The following is a 17,283-nucleotide window of genomic DNA, read 5'->3' as shown; positions in this document are numbered from 1 at the left end:
TTCAGTAGTGCAGGCGGGCGCGGAACTCGGTGAGCCGGGGCCGGTCGCGGGCCGGGATCGCGGTGATGTCGGCGGTGACGGTCAGTTCGGTGTTCTCCCCCGCCACGGTCCGGAACCGCGTGCGGAACTCGGCGGGTTCGACGAGCGTGCCCGCGTCGACCTGCTCCGGGGCGGGTCCAACCTTGACGGCCAGTTCGTGCTCGCCGGGGGCCAGCTGGGTCCACATGCGGGTCCAGCTCGCGTCGAGCGGTACGCCGTCCACTGTGACTTCGGGGACGGGAATCCAAGGGCGGCAGGCAGGAGCCTCGGGTTCGCCGATGCGGACGGTCCGCCAGCGCTGCATCAGGTTCGGCCGGATCCCTCCGCAGAGGGCGGCGAGCGCCTCGTCCGGGTACTGGTCGAGGTCGAATCGCAGGTGCAGGCCGAGCCCGGCCCAGCCGGGGGCGGGCGCGAGGCGGGGTCCGTCCGCGTCCAGGATCTCCAGGGTGCTCCGGTCGGGCGGCGAGGCGACGGTGACCCGCCGGGACCGGGCCTGCCGGGCCAAGGACGCGGCGGAGACGGCGATGCCGCTGCCCAGGCCGACCGCGACCGCGCCCCAGAAGGCGGTCGCGACGAGCGCCGAAGCGGAAGTCTGCGAGGCGACCACGGCCGCGAGGGCGGCGACAACGGCGGCTCCCGTGGCGATGAGCGGGATCCGGACCGGGCGGGCGGCCCGGCGCGGTCCGAACGAGGTGAGTTCGCGGATCCAGGCCCCGGGGAGGCGGTGGAAGTGCGCGGTCGCACCGAGGATGCTCGCGTAGTCGAGCCCGACCTCGTCGCCCGCGTTCAGGTGCACCACGCGGTACCAGCGGGAATGGCTGCTGGTGACCGCGATGAGGTGGCGTCCGGGCGGGAGGTCGAGCGCGACCGTGCCCCAGCCCCAGGCGGCCGGGCGGCCGTCGACGCTGAGGAGCGGGACGAGCGGACGGCTCGCGCGGAGTGAGGGGTGCAGGTCGCGTGAGTCCTGATTGGACCATGCGATCCGCACGACCACGGTGGCGTCCGCGCCGGTCCGCCGAGACGGGTTCACCCGTGTGAAGAACGGGCTCACGTCCGTCCGGCGTTCCGGTCGCGGCCGTCTGCCGGTGCGGACCCGCACGGCCGCATCGGGATGCGGCCGCGCGGCCCAGGCCCGGAACGGCGGGAAGGTCTTGAACCCGCCGAAGCGGCGCAGGCCGGGCAGCACCGGCCACGTCGCGAACACGGCGATCGCGGCCAGTCCCAGCGCGAGCGCTTCGGCGTCGTCGGAGGTCATCGGCGGAGGTCAGCTCCCGGACCAGGAAGGCGCGGGATCCTTCGCCCAGTCGGGCTTCTCGAAGGTGTAGGGCGGTTCCGGCTTGCCGTCGGAGGTCTCGACGTTCGGGATGAAGTCGAGGTTGCCCGGGTCGATGCCGTAGGTGGCCCTGGGGTCGTTCTTCCCGTCGACGGCGCCGTCCTGCGCGCGGTCGTTCAAGTTGAGGCCGAGGTTGTACGCGCCCTGGCCGCCGACGAACAGGTGGTTCAGGCCGGGGGCAACGTGTTTGCCCGCGCTCGGGGCTGCGGCGTTGCGCAGGGCCAGCTGCGCGAAGCCGTTCGCCATGTTGAACGCGGTGGGGCCCACCAGGTCGAGCGGGTTGACGACGTTGCCGGAGACGGCGAGGGTGGCCCAGGAGCCGACCATGCCGCCGCCGATGAACGCGGCGAGCGTGTTGCCGAGGGTCTTCAAAGCGGCGTCGAGCGACTGGAGGACGCCCAGGCCGGTCGCGGCGACGGTCATCGCGGCCGTCCGGACCGCGACGGCGGCCCCGGCGGTGAGCGGGAACGCCTGGAGCGGCCAGTACACGAGGGCCATGCCCATGAGGACGGTGGCCAGCGCGGCGTAGGCGGTGACCATGACCGCGAGGAGCGCGGCGATGGTGAACAGGCCCATGCCGACCTCGACGGCGAACGCGCCGATGGCGAACAGCTGGGCCCGGACCTTCCCGGACTGGTCGGTGAAGGCGTCGCAGTCGTCGCCCTCCCAGGACTCGGCGTCGAAGGCGTCGACCTTGTCGCCGAGGTCGAGCCCGGCCTTGATGTACTTCTCGGCCAGCTGGAGCCAGTACGCGCCGACCATCATGATCTGGCCGGGGTTGCACTGGTTCATGTAGATGATGCGGGCGATCTGGGTGCAGGCGGGCCCGAAGGTGAACGCGGGCAGGACGATCTCGACGGCGGCGGCCGGGGAGGCCATCGCGAACGCGTCCATCATCGGTTGGAATGACGCGGGGTCGGGTGCGCCGATTGACATGCGGTGCTTCCTTTTCCAGTGGGTCTATGCGAAGTCGGCTGCGGCTGCGGCGTCGGCGTCCTCCCAGGAGGTCGCGCAGCCGTCGAGGTTGTCGTTCATGGCGGTGAAGGTCTCCGCGGCGCCTTGGACCATCTCGTTCATGTAGGAGCAGGCGGTCGTGTAGGTCGCGGCGAGCGCGGGGGCCACGGAGGTGTAGAGGGCCTGGTCGATGCCGCGCAGGTTCGGGAGGATCGCGTTGGCCTCCTCCAGGACCGGGGTGACGTCGCGGTCGATCGCGGTGCCGAGGGCGCGGATCGCCTCGGGGTCGGCGTGGGTCATGGTGTCCTCACTGTCGCAGACGCCGCACGGCGTCTTGGTGGTGTCGTTGCAGGTAGGCGGCCTGGCCGGTGATCTTGTCGGCGTAGGCGCGCATCTGGTCCGGGAAGCCTTCGACCTGGTCCTGGGTGAAGGGCAGGCCGAGGGCGTCGATGTGGGCGCTCCGGTGCTTGTCGAGGTCGGCGGCGGCGCGGGCGGCCGTCTCGGTGATGCGTTCGGCGAGGTAGTCGGGGCCTTCCTCGCGGGCGTGAGGGCCGAGGACGACGCGGGCGATCGGGTAGCGGCCGGTCGCTTCGACGGTGACCTGCCCGTCGGGGCTGGTGGCGGTGCCCGTGGCGTCCTCGACCGGCTCGGCGGGGTGAGGATGCTCGAAGCGTTCGAGCAGGGCGATCGCGGCGTCGAGGCCGGCGGTCGGGTACGCGGCGTCGGTGGCGGGCCGGGCCGTGGCCCGCGGGTCGGTGCGGTCGAAAGCGGCGGGTTCGGAAGCGGCACTGTCGAAAATGGCGCTGTCGAGATGGGCGGTGTCGTTGCGGTCGAAGACGTCGGCGTCGTAGGCGGCGCGGCGGCGTTCGACGGTGGCGGCCAGGCCTTCTTCGTGCAGGCCGTCACGCAGGCGGCGCAGCTCGGCGAGCGCGGGAGCGGTCGAGCCGGTGTCCAGGGCGGCAGTGTCGGCGGCGGCGCGGGCGGTGCCCGCGACGAGGTCGGCGAGCTGGCGGACCGGGAGGCGGACCGCCGTGTGGGCGAGCCGCACGGTCGGCGCGGGGCCGCCTTCGATCGTCACGTTGCCGCAGGCGCTGGTGTAGGCGGGCACGGCGGTATCAAGGTCGGACATTGCGACTCCAAACCGAAGCGAGGAACATCGTTCGCCGACCAGACTTCCCGGCACACCAGGCGAAACCGTACTCCGAACGGACAGGCGGGCGCACTAGTGCGGGCCGTCAAGGCCTCGTCAAGCATTCGGGGGCTCACGTATGGGGGCCGTCAAGTGCCCTAGGCAAGCCTCTTCCGGCGGCGTTCACTCGGTCAGGCCGACGCACCCCGGTCGGCGGCGCGGCGCCCGCCGCGCCCTCCCAATTCGCTGAGAAGAAGGAAACAATGCCCGATCTCGCCTATCTGGCGCTGACGGTGGTCTGCTTCATCGTCCTCGCTCTGGTCGTCAAGGCGGTGGAGAAGCTGTGAGCGCCGTGAACGCCATCGGCCTCGTCCTGGCCGTCCTCATCGGCGCCTACCTCGTGTGGGCCCTGCTGAAACCGGAGCGCTTCTGATGAGCCCGACCGCAGCGGGGGTCCTCCTCGTCGCCGCGATGATCGCGGCGCTCGCCTTGAGCTTCAAGCCGCTCGGCGACTACATGTACCGGGTCGTCACCCGTGAAGAGCACCGCAAGGTCGAGCGCGGGATCTACCGCGTGATCGGCGTGCGCCCCGGCACCGAGCAGCACTGGGCCGGGTACGCCCGCAGCGTGCTGGCGTTCTCGGCCGTGAGCGTCCTGGTGCTGTTCCTGTTCCAGCGCGTCCAGGGCTGGCTGCCGCTGGACAACGGGTTCATCGGCGTCGAGCCGGCGCTGGCGTGGAACACCGCCGTCAGCTTCACCACGAACACGAACTGGCAGGCCTACTCGGGCGAGTCCACTATGGGCATCCTGATCCAGGCGGCCGGGCTCGCGGTGCAGAACTTCGTGTCGGCCGCCGTGGGCATCGCCGTCGCGGTCGTCCTGGTGCGCGGTTTCGCAAGGAAGGCAACGGACAAGCTCGGGAACTTCTGGGTCGACCTGACCCGCATCGTGCTGTGGATCCTCGTGCCGATCAGCTTCGTCGCCGCGATCGTGCTGGTCGCGGGCGGTGTGGTCCAGAACCTCACCGACTTCACGACCACCGCCGACGGCCAGACGATCACCGGCGGCCTCGTCGCGAGCCAGGAGGCGATCAAGAACCTCGGCACGAACGGCGGCGGCTACTACAACGCCAACGCCGCCCACCCGTTCGAGAACCCCACGACGTGGACGAACTTCCTGATCATCTACCTGCTGCTGGCCATCCCGTTCTCGCTGCCGCGCACGTTCGGGCGGATCGTGCGGGATAACCGGCAGGGCTACGCGATCGTCTCGGTCATGGGCGTCATCGCCCTCGTCTCGACCTCGCTCGTCATCACATTCGAGACCATCGGCGGCGGCACCGTGCCGCAGGCGATCGGCGCGGCCATGGAAGGCAAGGAAGTGCGCTTCGGCATCGCCGACTCAGGGCTGTTCGCCGCCGCGACCACGCTGACCTCGACTGGTTCGGTGAACTCGTTCCACGACTCGTTCACGTCCTTCGGCGGCGGCGTCCTCATGCTCAACATGATGCTCGGCGAGGTCGCCCCCGGCGGCGTCGGCGCGGGCCTCTACGGGCTGCTCGTGCTCGCCGTGATCACCGTGTTCATCGCGGGCCTCATGGTCGGCCGCACCCCGGAGTACCTGGGCAAGAAGATCGGCGCCCGCGAGATCAAGCTCGCGAGCCTGTACTTCCTCGTGACGCCCGCGCTGCTGCTCATCGGCGTCGCGGCCTCGCTGGCGGTGCCGGTGAACCTCGACTCCATGCAGGACTCGGGCCCGCACGGCCTCTCGGAGCTCTTGTACGCCTTCGCATCGGCGTCGAACAACAACGGTTCGGCGTTCGGCGGATTCGGCGCGAACACGCCGTGGTTCAACACCGCGCTGGGCCTGTGCATGCTGTTCGGCCGGTTCCTGCCGATCATCCTGGTGCTCGCCCTCGCCGGGTCGCTCGCGAAGCAGTCGCCGGTCCCCGCCACCGCGGGCACGCTGCCCACCCACAAGCCCCTGTTCGTCGGCATGGTCGTCGGCGTGACGATCATCCTCGTCGCGCTCACCTTCCTGCCCGTCCTCGCCCTCGGCCCGCTGGCCGACGGGCTGCACTAGGAGTCGTCAGCAATGGCATCTGCAAAGCCCCGGAACGGGCTCCTCGACCCGATGCAGTGGTGGAAGGCCACCCCGGCGGCGTTCCGCAAGCTCGATCCCCGCGTCATGTGGCGCAACCCGGTCATGTTCATCGTCGAGATCGGCGCGGCCTTCACCACGGTGATCGCCGCCCTCGACCCGAGCGTGTTCGCCTGGACGATCACGGTGTGGCTGTGGCTGACCGTGCTCTTCGCGAACGCCGCCGAGGCGATCGCCGAAGGCCGCGGCAAGGCCCAGGCCGACTCGCTGCGCAAGGCCAAGACCGACACGGTCGCCCGCAAGCTCGAGAAGCAGGACCCCGACATCACGTCGCCGAAGGTGGCGACGGTCGAGGTCCCCGCGCCCGAGCTCAAGCGCGGCGACTACGTCCTCGTCGAAGCGGGGCAGACGATCCCGGGCGACGGCGACGTCGTCACCGGTATCGCCAGTGTGGACGAATCGGCGATCACCGGCGAGTCCGCGCCCGTCATCCGCGAGTCCGGCGGCGACCGCTGCGCGGTCATGGGCGGCACGAAGGTCCTCTCGGACTGGATCGTCGTCCGCATCACCGCCGAACCCGGCAAGTCCTTCCTCGACCGCATGATCGCGCTCGTCGAAGGCTCCGAGCGGCGCAAGACGCCGAACGAGATCGCCCTGAACATCCTGCTCGCGGCCATGACGATCATCTTCGTGCTCGCCGTGGTCACGATGCAGCCAGTGGCGATCTTCTCCAAGGACTACATGGCAGCGGCCCCGGACTCGGCGGTCCTGAACCAGGACGGCGTGACCGGAATCGTCCTGATCTCGCTGCTCGTCTGCCTGATCCCGACCACCATCGGCGCGCTCCTGAGCGCCATCGGCATCGCCGGGATGGACCGGCTCGTGCAGCGCAACGTCCTCGCCATGTCCGGCCGCGCCGTCGAGGCCGCCGGAGACGTGGACACGCTGCTGCTCGACAAGACCGGCACGATCACGTACGGCAACCGCCGCGCTGGCTCGTTCCTGGCGGTGCCGGGCATCGCCGGGAGCCACCTCGCCGACGCGGCGCAGCTCTCCAGCCTCGCGGACGAGACGCCCGAGGGCCGCTCGATCGTGGTGTACGCCAAGGAGGGCTACGGTCTTCGCGAGCGGGACGCCGGGGAGCTCGCCCACGCCGAGTGGATCGAATTCACCGCGCAGACCCGTATGTCCGGTGTGGACATCGAGGAGCACGGTTCGGTGCACCGCATCCGCAAGGGCGCGGCCGCCGCCGTCATCGAATGGGTCAAGGCCGAAGGCGGCGACCCGAACCCGCGCGTCGACGAACTCGTCGACCAGGTCTCGCGCGAAGGCGGCACGCCGCTGGTCGTCGCCGAGCACCAGGAGGGCGAGACGCCCCGCGTCCTCGGCGTCATCTACCTCAAGGACGTCGTCAAGGAGGGCATGGCCGAACGCTTTAGTCGCCTGCGCGCCATGGGCATCCGCACAGTGATGGTCACCGGCGACAACCCGCGCACTGCGAAGGCCATCGCGGCCGAGGCGGGAGTGGACGACTTCCTCGCCGAGGCCAAGCCCGAGGACAAGATGGCGCTCATCAAGCGCGAGCAGGAGTCGGGCCGCATGGTCGCCATGACCGGCGACGGCACCAACGACGCTCCGGCGCTGGCCGCCGCCGACGTCGGCGTCGCGATGAACACCGGCACCTCGGCGGCCAAAGAGGCCGGGAACATGGTCGACCTCGACTCCGACCCGACCAAGCTCATCGAGATCGTCGCCATCGGCAAGCAGCTGCTCATGACACGCGGCGCGCTGACGACCTTCTCGATCGCCAACGACATCGCCAAGTACTTCGCGATCATCCCGGCGATCTTCGCCGTGATCTACCCCGGGCTCGACGCGCTCAACGTCATGCGCCTCGCCAGCCCGGAGTCCGCGATCGTCTCGGCGGTGATCTTCAACGCGATCATCATCATCGCGCTCGTCCCGCTGGCGCTCAAGGGCGTCGCCTACAAGCCGGGTTCGGCCTCGTCGCTGCTGCGGCGCAACCTCCTGGTGTACGGCCTGGGCGGCATCGTCACGCCGTTCATCGGCATCAAACTCATCGACCTCGCGGTCGCGCTCATTCCTGGGATGGCATAGCAATGGCACGTCTCCCCCGCTGGATCTTCCAGCACCTCGTGGCGGTCAGGGCACTGCTCGTCCTGACCCTGGTCACCGGCATCCTGTACCCGCTCGGGGTCCTCGCGGTCGCGCAGCTCCCGGGCCTGAACGACAAGGCCGAGGGCTCGCTCATCACCGATCGGGAAGGCAACGTCGTCGGCTCCTCGCTCATCGGGCAGTCCTACACGGACGCGGACGGCGAAGCGCTCCTGGCGTACTTCCAGTCCCGCCCGTCGATGGCCGCCGGCGACAACGGCGACTACGACCCGCTCGTGACCGGCGCTTCCAACCTCGGCCCCGAGAACGTCGTGGACACGCTGCCCGACCCGGCCCTCGGCTGGGACGGCGACGAGAACGCCGCGAAGAGCCTGCTCACGCAGGTGTGCGAGCGGTCGGTCCAGATCGGTGAGCGCGAAGGCGTGGACGGCTCCCGACCGTACTGCACCGACGCGGGGCTCGGCGCGGTCCTGGGCGTCTTCTACTCCGAGGGCACCTCGGGCGACGTCACCCGCGTGGTCAGCCTCAACGAGCAGTGCGGCACGGTCGACGCGCCGTTCCTCGCCGAGTACGAAGGCGTGCAGGTCGAATGCGCCGAATACGGCGAGGACTACGCCGCCGCGATCATCACGCCGATCGAGGGCGACGCCTCCGGCGAGCCCGAGGTCCCGGCCGACGCGGTCACCGCGTCCGGCTCGGGCCTGGACCCGCACATCAGCCCCGAGTACGCCGAGCTGCAGGCGGCCCGCATCGCGGCCGAGCGCGGCATGGACGAGTCCGAGGTCGCGGACCTCATCGAGGAGCACACCAGCGGCCGGTTCCTCGGCTTCATCGGCCAGCCCGCAGTGAACGTCGTGGAGCTCAACCTCGCGCTCGACGAGCAGTACCCGGTCGCTTAGGGCCGGAACGAAGGGCCGGAGGAGGCGGGATCTCCTCCGGCCCTTCGCTCACCTCAGGCCCGGAACCACTTCTGGGCGGCGTTGCCGTTGCAGACGACGATCTGGAGGTTGGTGCCGTCGGCCGCATTGGCCCAGGGCACGTCCAGGCACTTGCTCGCCTGTGGATTCACGAGGTCGTTCGCCCCGGAAAAGACCCACTGCTGCGCCCCGGACCCGTTGCACGTCCACAACCGCACCGGCGTGCCGTCGGCCGTCGAGCCGTTCGCCACGTCGAGGCACTTGCCGAGGGCGCGGAGCGTCCCGTCGCCGGGCGCGGTCCAGCGCTGCGCGTTGGTGCCGTTGCAGGTGTAGAGCTGCACGGGCGTGCCGTCGGCGGTGCCCGAGGCCTCCACGTCGAGGCACTTACCGGCGAGCCCGGTGATCGCCCCGGCCGAGCTGGTCGATCCGGAGTAGACGCGCACGTAGTCGATCTTCATCTGCTGCGGGAACTGCGTGGAGGCGTCGGGGTAGCCGGGCCAGTTCCCGCCCACCGCGACGTTGAGGATCATGAAGAACGGGTGGTCGAACACCCACTCGTCGCCGCCGATGTCGGCCGTGGTCTTGGTCTGGTAGTTCACGCCGTCGACCGACCAGGTGATCGCGTTCGGCGTCCAGTCGACGGCGAACGTGTGGAAGCCGTTCGCGAAGGGCTGCCCGATCGTGTAGGCGCCGCCGACGCCCGCGCCGCCGGAGTAGCCGGGGCCGTGGAGGGTGCCGTGGACGGTGTTCGGCTCGAAGCCGACGTTCTCCATGATGTCGATCTCGCCGCTCTGCGGCCAGCCGACCTGGCCGAGGTCGTCGCCGAGCATCCAGAACGCGGGCCAGATGCCCTGGCCGCGCGGGATCTGGATGCGGGCCTCGAAGCGGCCGTACGCCTGGGTAAACGTGCCCGAGGTGAGCAGCCGCGCGGAGGTGTACTGGCAGGCGCCGTACCAGCACTGGTAGTTCGCGGGGTTCTCTCGGCGGGCGGTGATGACCATGTTGCCGCTGCCGTCGTGGGCGGCGTTGGCGGTGCTGTTCGTGTAGTACTGGTGCTCGTTGTTGCCCCAGCCGGAGCCGCCGATGTCGTAGCGCCACTTGGCGGCGTTCGGGGCGGTGCCGGCGGCGGCGTTGAACTCGTCGCTCCAGGTCAGGGCCTGGGCCTGGACGGTGTCGGCTTGGACGGCCGGGGCCTCGGTCTCGGCGGCGGTGGCGATCCCGGCGGTGAGGGCGGAGGCGGCCGCCACGGTTGCGGCGGCGAGTGCGATGAGGCGGCGGGTCTTGCTGCCGCGCTTGCGGATCGGTACGGGATTGCTCGGTCTCACGGAAGCGTCCTCTCGTTCCGAGGGAGAGCGCCTTTCGCGCGCGCACTTCGAGAGAGCGCTCTCTCTAAATATTCCTTCCTTTTTAGCATCGGGATAGATCCATGTCAATGGGATGACTTCGGGCGCGAGGCCTGGCGCGGCCCGGCCGTGATCATCTTGACGGTTTCCTGATGGCCGATGCCCCCGTTCAAGGAAATGATGGTCCCGTGCCACGTGGACAGCTCCGTATCTACCTCGGCGCCGCTCCCGGCGTCGGCAAGACCTTCGCCGCGCTCGAAGAAGCCCACCGCAGGGCCGAGCGCGGCACCGACGTGGTCGTCGGCTTCGTCGAGACCCACGGGCGCGAGCGCACCGCCGACCTCGTCAACGGCCTCGAGACCGTCCCCCGCCACACCGTCGCGTACCGGGGCAGCGCGTTCGAGGAGTTCGACCTCGACGCGGTCCTGGCCCGCGCCCCGCAGGTCGCCCTCGTCGACGAACTCGCCCACACCAACGTCCCCGGCTCGCGCAACACCAAGCGCTGGGAGGACATCGACGAACTCCTCGACGCCGGGATCGACGTCATCTCCACGGTGAACGTGCAGCACCTCGAATCGCTGAACGACGTGGTCGCCCAGATCACCGGCGTGCCCCAGCGCGAGACCGTCCCCGACGAGGTCGTGCGCCGCGCCGACCAGGTCGAACTCGCCGACATCACCCCCGAGGCGCTGCGCCGGAGAATGCTCCACGGCAACGTCTACCCCGCCGAGAAGATCGACGCGGCGCTCGCCAACTACTTCCGGGTCGGGAACCTCACCGCGCTGCGCGAGATCGCGCTGCTGTGGCTCGCCGACAAGGTCGAGGACCAGCTGGAGCAGTACCGCGAAGACCAGCACATCACGGCCACATGGGAATCGAAGGAACGCGTCGTGGTCGCGCTGTCGGGCGGCGACGAGGGCGACACGCTCATCCGCCGCGCCGCGCGCATCGCGGCCCGCTCGGGCGGGGCCGACCTCAAGGCCGTCTACATCGCGTCCGGCGACGGCCTCACCAGCGCCCGCGCCGCACGGAACCTCGCCCGGCAGCGGCTCCTCGTCGAAGACCTCGGCGGCTCGTACCACCAGGTCATCGGCGACTCGATCCCCGATGCGCTGCTGGAGTTCGCGGTCGGCGTCAACGCGACGCAGCTCGTGCTCGGGGCCTCCCGGCGCGGCCGGTTCGCGCAGATGCTCTCGCGCGGCGTCGGGGTCACGACCACCGCGAAGTCAGGACCGATCGACGTGCACCTCGTGACCCACGAGCGGGTCGCGAGCGTCAAACACGGCCGCGCGGCGCGCGGCCTCATCGGCACCGGCCGCAGGCGGCTCGGCATCGCCTTGGCGCTCTTCGGCATCCCCGCGCTCGTGGCGGCGCTGAACCCGTTCCACGGGGAGCTCTCGCTCACCACGATGATCCTCATCGTCCTCACGGCGGTCATGGGCCTGACCCTCACCGGCGGCATGTGGCCCGCGCTGCTGGCAGCGCTGCTGGGGTTCGTGCTGCTCAACTTCTTCTTCACCGAGCCGTACTACTCGTTCAAGATCGACGACCAGGAGCAGGTCATCGCGCTGGTCATCTTCGTGGCGCTCGCGCTCGGCGGGGCGGCCGTCGTGAACGTCTCCGCCTCCAGGGCCCGGCTCGCCGCGCGCGCCAGCGCCGAGGCGCAGACCCTGGCGACCCTCGCGGGCGACGTGCTCCGGGGCCGCAACCGGGTCGCGGACCTGCTGGAGCAGCTGCGGGTGACGTTCGCGCTGGACTCGGTGACGCTGCTGGAGCGGATCGAGCCGGGCGCGGGCCCGGCCGAGCGGCAGGACGCGAGGCTGTGGCGGTGCGTGGCCAGCGCGGGCGAGCCTTGCGCGAGTCCCGGTGCGGCCGAGAACGACCTGCCGATCAACGACGACCTGGCGCTGGCGCTGCGGGGGCACACGCTGGCGGCGGGCGACCGGCGGATCGCGCAGGCGTTCGCGATGCACGCCGCCGCCGCGCTGGAGCGCGAACGCCTTGAGCGGCAGGCGGAGGCGGTGCAGCGGTTGACGGACACGGACAAGCTGCGGACGGCGCTGCTGGCGGCGGTGTCGCACGACCTGCGGTCGCCGCTGGCGTCGGTGCGGGTGGCGGTGAGCAGTCTGAAGTCGGAGGAGTCGCTGTTCACGGCTGAGGAGCGGTCGGAGCTGCTGGAGACGGCGGAGGCGTCGCTGGCGAAGCTGACGGGTCTGGTGGACAACCTGCTCGACATGTCGCGGCTCCAGGCCGGGGTGCTGGGCGCGCATCCGGTGCCGATCGCGCTCGACGAGGCGGTGCCGTACGCGTTGGACGAGCTGGGCGAGGTCGCGGCGGGGGTGCGGCTCGACATCGCCGGGGAACTGCCGCAGGTCGCGGCCGATCCCGGTCTGCTGCAGCGCATCCTGGTGAACGTCGTGTCGAACGCGCTGCGGTACAGCCCGGAGGACCGGCCGCCGGTGCTGCGCGCGGGCGTGTACGGCGACCAGGTGGAGTTGCGTCTCATCGACTACGGCCCAGGGGTTCCCGACGAGGACCGGGAGGCGATGTTCACGCCGTTCCAGCGGCTCGGCGACCGGGACAACACGAGCGGCGTCGGGCTCGGGCTGGCGTTGTCGCGGGGTCTGGCGGAGGCGATGGGCGGGACGCTGCTGTCTGAGGCGACGCCGGGCGGTGGGCTCACTATGGTGCTGACGCTGCCGCAGGCGTAAGAAAAGCGTCAAGATTCGGCGCGGCGGCTGCGGGTCGGCGGGAAGTTCCCCTGGTGGGGGGCGTCGTGTCGCGGGTGCCCGGCGTGTCGCGCGGATATCCTGCTCGCGGCGGCGCGGTCCCGCGCCGAGATCTCCGATCAGCTGAAGGCCTTTCCGTGCAACCTGTCCTGCGTGCTGTTCTCAACGGATTCGTGCGGCGGCCCGTGCGGATCGTCCCGGTGGCGTTCGCGGCGGCGATCCTGGCCGCTTCCGGGCTGCTGATGCTGCCTGCGGCGCAGGCCGATCCAGGGGACACGCGCTTTGTCGACGCGCTCTTTACCGGGACCTCTGCGATCTCGGTCACGGGACTGGTCACTGTGGACACGCCGACGCACTGGAGCGGTTTCGGCGAGGCGGTCATCCTCGTGTGCATGCAGCTCGGCGGCCTCGGCGTCATGACGACGGCGGCATTCCTGGGCATGCTGGTGAGCCGCAGGCTCCGGCTCCGGTCGAAGCTGATGACGCAGGCGGAGCTGCATCCGTCGATCAGCCTCGGCGACGTGCGGAGCGTGCTGCGGTTCGCGGCGACGTACACGTTCATCGTCGAGGCGCTGACGGCCGTGGTGCTGGCGCTGCGGTTCGGCCTGGGCTACGGGTTCGGGCCGGGCGAGGCGGTGTGGCACGGGGTGTTCCACAGCGTCGCGGCGTTCAACAACGCCGGGTTCGCGCTGTTCAGCGATTCGATCATCGGGTTCGCGACCGACCCGTGGATCAGCCTGCCGCTGGCGTTCGGGACGATCCTCGGCGGGCTCGGCATCCCGGTGGTCTACGAGCTCTCGCGGCGGCGCAGGAGTCCCCGCAAGTGGTCGATGCACACCAAGATGACGCTGTCGGGCACGGCGGTGCTGCTCGTCGGCGGCTGGTTCACGCTGCTGGCCCTGGAGTGGTCGAACCCGGGGACGTTCGGGCAGTTCGCCTGGCACGACCGGTTCCTGCCCGCGTTCTTCCAGTCGGCGGTGCTGCGCACGAGCGGGTTCAACTCGATCGACGTGGGGCAGCTGGGCGACGACTCGCTGCTGGTGTCGATGGTGCTCATGTTCATCGGCGGCGGCGCGGCGTCGACCGCCGGGGGCATCAAGGTCACCACGTTCTTCCTGCTGATGTGGGTGATCTGGGCCGAGATCCGCGGCGAGCAGGACGCCTCGGTGTTCCGCCGCCGCCTGCCGACGGCGGTGATCCGCGAGGCGCTCACGGTCGCGCTCGTCTATCTGGCGTTCAACGTCGCGGCCGTGATGCTCATGCAGCGGTTCGAGCCGGATGTCACCTTGGCGCCCATCATGTTCGAGGTCGTGTCGGCGGCGGCCACGGTCGGCCAGTCGACGGGGATCACCTACGACCTCGGCGACCCGTCGAAGTGGCTGCTCGCCGTCGTCATGTTCGGCGGGCGCATCGGCCCGGTCCTGTTCGCGACCTCGCTGGCGATGGCGACGCGCAAGCGGATGTACCGCTACCCGGAGACGCGGCCGCTCGTCGGGTTATCGACCGGGACCTCTGGGGAGTGCGGGGCGATCTCGTGCTGGCCGAAGCGGGTCCACACGGCGCGCTGGATGAAGAGCGTGACGATCCCGGCGAGGATCATCCCGGCGAGGTTGACGCCGAGCTGGATGAACGACGCGCCGACCTCCTCCCAGTGGGAGAGCGCGATGGCCACGGCGATGTTCCCGGCGGCGGGCACGGTGGTGACCGAGATGAAGACGCCGACGAGCGCGGAGGACTTGCGGGCGGTCATGGAGAGGATGCCCGCGATCCCGGCGAGGACGGCGACCACGAAGGACCACCGGTCGGGGTGGATGATGAAGCTGGTCAGCGGGCGGTCGTCGAGCATGGCCGGTTCGATCCAGCCCATGAGGCGGCTGGCGTACGCGCAGGCGAGGGTGACGGCGATGGCCGCCGCGAAGCCGAGGGCGAGGGTGCGGGCCGCGGCCCCGATGAGGCGCACGTTGCGTTGCAGCACACCGAAGCACATGGCGGCGACGGGTCCGAAGTCCGGGCCGAGGACCATCGCGCCGACGATGAGGATGGGCTGGTCGAGGAGCGCGCCGATCGCCGCGATCTGCACCGACAGCGCCAGGAACGCGAAGAACGACCAGGTCATGCGGGCTTCGGCGGCGGTGCGGGCGGACAGCTCCTCCCAGACGACGGCGTCCTCGGGGTCGCCGGGGGCGGCGTGCTCGGCCTGCTCGGCGGCGGTGGAGATAGACAGGTCGACCTGCTCGACGGTGATGCCGCCGGTGTCCTTAAGTCCCAGTTCGCGCAGGTCGGCGAGGATGGCGTTCGCGCCTTCCCGGGCGACGTCGAACTCGACGACGTCGCCTTCGGGATCGAAGGCGGCTCCGGGGAACCGGATCACGTTGACGACCGCCGGGCAGTCGGCGGCGATGCGCAGGACTTCGGGGGTGGAGGCGGCGGGGCTGATCACGCGGACATGCAACACGAGGAGCATTCTCTCCCACTCGCGCCAGTGCCGGGTCTACCGGGCCCAGCGGCGCAGGTACCGCCTGGGGGCGGCCTGCCACCGGGCCCGGACGACCATGGCCGCCACGCGGAACCGCCACATGCGGCTACTCGCTGAAGACGCGGACCGTGGCATCGCTCGAGTCGATGTCGACGGTGACCTCGTCGAGGTGGTTGACGAGTTCTTCGAGCTCGTCGGGCTTGAGCTGGCCGAGGTCGAAGTTCACGCCGTTCTTGGCCATCGCGGAGTTGGCCTCTTCGATGGCGCGCGGCGGGATGAGGGCGGTGAGCCGGACCCCGGCGCGCAGCAGGGCGATGGGGACGCGGACGTTGACGTTCGTGGGCTCGCCCTCGTCCTGGGCCTTGATGACGACCCGCAGGTACTTGGCCTTGCCCTTGGGGCGGGCCGGGTTCGGGGCGTCCTCGGGCTCGATCGCGGCGAGGAGGCGTTCGGCCTCGTCGGCGGTGATCTTGCCTTCGGCCAGCATGTCGAGGATGGCTTTGCGCTGTTCGTTCATGGCGGTTTCCTTGTCTCAGCGGATGATCACGAGCACGGCGGTGCGTCCGTGCTCGAAGTCGAAGCGGGCGCCGGACATGGCGGCGATGAGCCGTCCGATGCCGGCGAAGGTCGCGAGGACCTTCATGTCGAAGATCAGGCAGGCGATGACGCCGCCGATCACGGCGAGGAGCAGGAGCGGGGAGAGCACGATCGCGACGAGGAGCACGGGGATCCAGAGCCGGACGGTGCGGTGGCGGGGACGCTGGACCCGCACGGTGACGAGTTGGGGGATCACGTGGGGCCCTCCAGTTCGGCGAGTGCCTGCTCGGCGGTGATCTCGCCGCGCTTGAGGCGGTCGATGACCTCGGCGCGGGAGGGCGCCGGGTCGGTCTCGATGAAGTCGAGGGCCTGGCCGATCCGGTTGAGCCGGGACTTGATCGTGGGGTAGCTGACGCCGAAGGTCCGCTCCATCTCCTTGATGGAGCCGTGGCACCGCACGAAGGCGGTGACGAAGACCTGGTCTTCGGCGCTGAGTTGCGCGAGCTGCGGCAGCTCGAACGCGCCTTCGACCGCGATGCCGCTCTCTGCGAGCCGCACCCGTTCGACGGTGAACCGCTGGCCTCGGGTGAGGTTCGTCAGCTCCTGCCAGTCCATTGCCTCGTCTGTCATATATCAAGTTGTACTCGAGTAGATCTTAATTTTCAAGAGTTTGAGATTGATTTTTTTAATCTGAGGATAGACGGCCGGTTGAACCGATTCAACAACCGGGGCCGGATCGGCCCGTTCCGCAGGTCATTTCAAGCGAGTGCGTCCCGGTATTGACGGGAGGTTGATCGTTAACTATGGTGGCAACCACAGTTGAATCCTTTCAATCGAACGCGAGCACGGTGCCGCCCGGCGAGGCGCCGAAGGCCGCGGTCGGCCCTGGGGAATCGAACTGTTCGCATACATCGATGGAGATGGCAGGAGTGCGCATGACGACCTGGGCCACCCCCGGCGGGCCGTCCGCGACCGAGCGGGCCGCCACGCGCCTGGACCGCTGGTACGGCTGGGCCGACGCGGCCGCGTACGTCGGCCTGCTCAACCTCCTCATCATCGCCTTCACCCTCGCCGGCGGGGTCGTCCTCGGCTGGGCCCCGGCCCTCGCCGCGGCGGCCTCGTGCAGCCGCACCCGGCTGCGCGGCGACACGCAGCGGCTCGTGCGCGCCTTCGCGACCCGGTGGCGCCGCGACTTCCTCCACGCCAACCTGCTCGTTGCGCCCACGGCCGCCGCCCTCACCGGGCTCGGCCTCGGACTCCTCACCGCGGACGGCCCTCGCGCGCTCCAGATCGGACTGTGGGCGGCCGCCGCCGCCTGCGTCGCGCACCTCGTGCTCGTCCTCAACATGGACGCCCACTACGAGCTGCGCCGCGTCCAGTGCGCCCTGCTGGCCTGGACGTTCCTCGTGCGCTTCCCCGGCGCGCCGCTGCTCCTCATCGCGACCACCGCGCTCACGACCGCGCTCTGCGCGTTCGTCCCCGGCCTGGTGCCGGTAGTCGCCGTCGGGACGTGGACGCACCTGTGCACCGCGCTCTGCCTCTCCTTCTTCGCCGCGAACGACCGGAACGTCGCGGCCTGATCCCAACGGC

At 70.2% G+C, this 17,283-nt stretch carries 15 protein-coding genes and 1 pseudogene; 7 read left to right on the top strand and 9 right to left on the bottom strand.

The genetic code is table 11. The annotated features are described in order from the left end of the window. Position 1: 1 nt before the first annotated feature. Genes ACGGCP_RS14035 through ACGGCP_RS14020 form a run of 4 tightly spaced genes read right to left on the bottom strand, consistent with a single transcriptional unit; the run spans position 2 to position 3,455 of the window. Positions 2-1,294: a hypothetical protein gene (locus ACGGCP_RS14035; protein ID WP_392965755.1), complete on the bottom strand. Its 1,293-nt coding sequence runs from the start codon at positions 1,292-1,294 to the stop codon at positions 2-4. Between the two features lie 9 nt (positions 1,295-1,303). Further along, positions 1,304-2,308: a hypothetical protein gene (locus ACGGCP_RS14030; RefSeq protein WP_392965752.1), complete on the bottom strand. Its 1,005-nt coding sequence runs from the start codon at positions 2,306-2,308 to the stop codon at positions 1,304-1,306. 24 nt (positions 2,309-2,332) lie between these two features. Then, positions 2,333-2,626 carry a hypothetical protein gene (locus ACGGCP_RS14025; RefSeq protein ID WP_392965749.1) on the bottom strand — a complete coding sequence of 98 codons (294 nt, stop codon included), beginning with the start codon at positions 2,624-2,626 and terminating at the stop codon, positions 2,333-2,335. A gap of 7 nt (positions 2,627-2,633) precedes the next feature. Beyond that, positions 2,634-3,455, bottom strand: a complete 822-nt coding sequence (locus ACGGCP_RS14020) for a YbaB/EbfC family nucleoid-associated protein (protein WP_392965746.1) — start codon at positions 3,453-3,455, stop codon at positions 2,634-2,636. 343 nt (positions 3,456-3,798) lie between these two features. Here ACGGCP_RS14020 and kdpF point away from each other — a divergent pair, with 343 nt between their 5' ends. From kdpF to ACGGCP_RS14000, 4 genes are read left to right on the top strand one after another with little or no spacing between them, the layout of a single operon-like run. Next, positions 3,799-3,888: a K(+)-transporting ATPase subunit F gene (gene kdpF, locus ACGGCP_RS14015; protein WP_392965743.1), complete on the top strand. Its 90-nt coding sequence runs from the start codon at positions 3,799-3,801 to the stop codon at positions 3,886-3,888. After that, entirely contained in the window at positions 3,888-5,537 is a 1,650-nt protein-coding gene (kdpA, locus tag ACGGCP_RS14010) for a potassium-transporting ATPase subunit KdpA (protein WP_392965740.1), read from the top strand. The genes kdpF and kdpA overlap by 1 nt, the downstream gene beginning before the upstream one ends. A 12-nt stretch (positions 5,538-5,549) precedes the next feature. Next, entirely contained in the window at positions 5,550-7,673 is a 2,124-nt protein-coding gene (gene kdpB, locus ACGGCP_RS14005) for a potassium-transporting ATPase subunit KdpB (protein ID WP_392965738.1), read from the top strand. Positions 7,674-7,675: 2 nt separating this feature from the next. After that, a complete protein-coding gene (locus ACGGCP_RS14000) occupies positions 7,676-8,590 on the top strand; it encodes a potassium-transporting ATPase subunit C (protein WP_392965735.1) in 915 nt (304 codons plus the stop codon). A 53-nt stretch (positions 8,591-8,643) separates the two neighbouring features. Here the strand turns inward: ACGGCP_RS14000 and ACGGCP_RS13995 are convergent, their stop codons facing one another. Next, a complete protein-coding gene (locus tag ACGGCP_RS13995) occupies positions 8,644-9,909 on the bottom strand; it encodes a ricin-type beta-trefoil lectin domain protein (RefSeq protein WP_392966310.1) in 1,266 nt (421 codons plus the stop codon). Between the two features lie 230 nt (positions 9,910-10,139). Here ACGGCP_RS13995 and ACGGCP_RS13990 point away from each other — a divergent pair, with 230 nt between their 5' ends. Together ACGGCP_RS13990 and ACGGCP_RS13985 are read left to right on the top strand one after the other, a co-directional pair. Next, on the top strand, positions 10,140-12,662 hold the full coding sequence (locus tag ACGGCP_RS13990) for a DUF4118 domain-containing protein (RefSeq protein ID WP_392965732.1): 2,523 nt from the start codon (positions 10,140-10,142) through the stop codon (positions 12,660-12,662). 260 nt (positions 12,663-12,922) lie between these two features. After that, a pseudogene (locus ACGGCP_RS13985) lies at positions 12,923-14,035 on the top strand (TrkH family potassium uptake protein); the annotation flags it as partial. 113 nt (positions 14,036-14,148) lie between these two features. Here ACGGCP_RS13985 and ACGGCP_RS13980 read toward each other — a convergent pair. The 4 genes from ACGGCP_RS13980 to ACGGCP_RS13965 all read right to left on the bottom strand — a co-directional run bounded on the left by ACGGCP_RS13980 (position 14,149) and on the right by ACGGCP_RS13965 (position 16,308). Continuing rightward, positions 14,149-15,135 (bottom strand): DUF389 domain-containing protein, encoded by a 987-nt coding sequence (locus ACGGCP_RS13980; protein ID WP_392965729.1) that lies wholly within the window; start codon positions 15,133-15,135, stop codon positions 14,149-14,151. Positions 15,136-15,262: 127 nt separating this feature from the next. Then, complete coding sequence (locus ACGGCP_RS13975; protein ID WP_392965726.1) at positions 15,263-15,673, bottom strand: hypothetical protein; 411 nt, start codon at positions 15,671-15,673, stop codon at positions 15,263-15,265. A gap of 15 nt (positions 15,674-15,688) precedes the next feature. Further along, positions 15,689-15,949, bottom strand: a complete 261-nt coding sequence (locus ACGGCP_RS13970) for a hypothetical protein (protein WP_392965723.1) — start codon at positions 15,947-15,949, stop codon at positions 15,689-15,691. Then, complete coding sequence (locus ACGGCP_RS13965) at positions 15,946-16,308, bottom strand: DUF2089 domain-containing protein (protein ID WP_392966307.1); 363 nt, start codon at positions 16,306-16,308, stop codon at positions 15,946-15,948. Before ACGGCP_RS13965 ends, ACGGCP_RS13970 begins: the two co-directional genes overlap by 4 nt. Before the next feature lie 320 nt (positions 16,309-16,628). Here ACGGCP_RS13965 and ACGGCP_RS13960 point away from each other — a divergent pair, with 320 nt between their 5' ends. Then, positions 16,629-17,273: a DUF624 domain-containing protein gene (locus ACGGCP_RS13960; protein ID WP_392965720.1), complete on the top strand. Its 645-nt coding sequence runs from the start codon at positions 16,629-16,631 to the stop codon at positions 17,271-17,273. Positions 17,274-17,283: the final 10 nt, after the last annotated feature.

Source organism: Glycomyces sp. NPDC048151 (assembly GCF_043202775.1).
GTDB lineage: Bacteria > Actinomycetota > Actinomycetes > Mycobacteriales > Micromonosporaceae > Glycomyces.
Note: the sequence above shows the minus strand (reverse complement) of the source record. Positions and strands in the feature narration are given on the sequence as shown.

Bases quoted from the DNA above. Each gene is read 5' to 3' on its own strand.
- ACGGCP_RS14035 (WP_392965755.1), bottom strand. From the start codon at position 1,294: ATGACCTCCGACGACGCCGAAGCGCTCGCGCTGGGACTGGCCGCGATC.
- ACGGCP_RS14030 (WP_392965752.1), bottom strand. From the start codon at position 2,308: ATGTCAATCGGCGCACCCGACCCCGCGTCATTCCAACCGATGATGGAC.
- ACGGCP_RS14025 (WP_392965749.1), bottom strand. From the start codon at position 2,626: ATGACCCACGCCGACCCCGAGGCGATCCGCGCCCTCGGCACCGCGATC.
- ACGGCP_RS14020 (WP_392965746.1), bottom strand. From the start codon at position 3,455: ATGTCCGACCTTGATACCGCCGTGCCCGCCTACACCAGCGCCTGCGGC.
- kdpA (WP_392965740.1), top strand. From the start codon at position 3,888: ATGAGCCCGACCGCAGCGGGGGTCCTCCTCGTCGCCGCGATGATCGCG.
- kdpB (WP_392965738.1), top strand. From the start codon at position 5,550: ATGGCATCTGCAAAGCCCCGGAACGGGCTCCTCGACCCGATGCAGTGG.
- ACGGCP_RS14000 (WP_392965735.1), top strand. From the start codon at position 7,676: ATGGCACGTCTCCCCCGCTGGATCTTCCAGCACCTCGTGGCGGTCAGG.
- ACGGCP_RS13975 (WP_392965726.1), bottom strand. From the start codon at position 15,673: ATGAACGAACAGCGCAAAGCCATCCTCGACATGCTGGCCGAAGGCAAG.
- ACGGCP_RS13965 (WP_392966307.1), bottom strand. From the start codon at position 16,308: ATGGACTGGCAGGAGCTGACGAACCTCACCCGAGGCCAGCGGTTCACC.
- ACGGCP_RS13960 (WP_392965720.1), top strand. From the start codon at position 16,629: ATGACGACCTGGGCCACCCCCGGCGGGCCGTCCGCGACCGAGCGGGCC.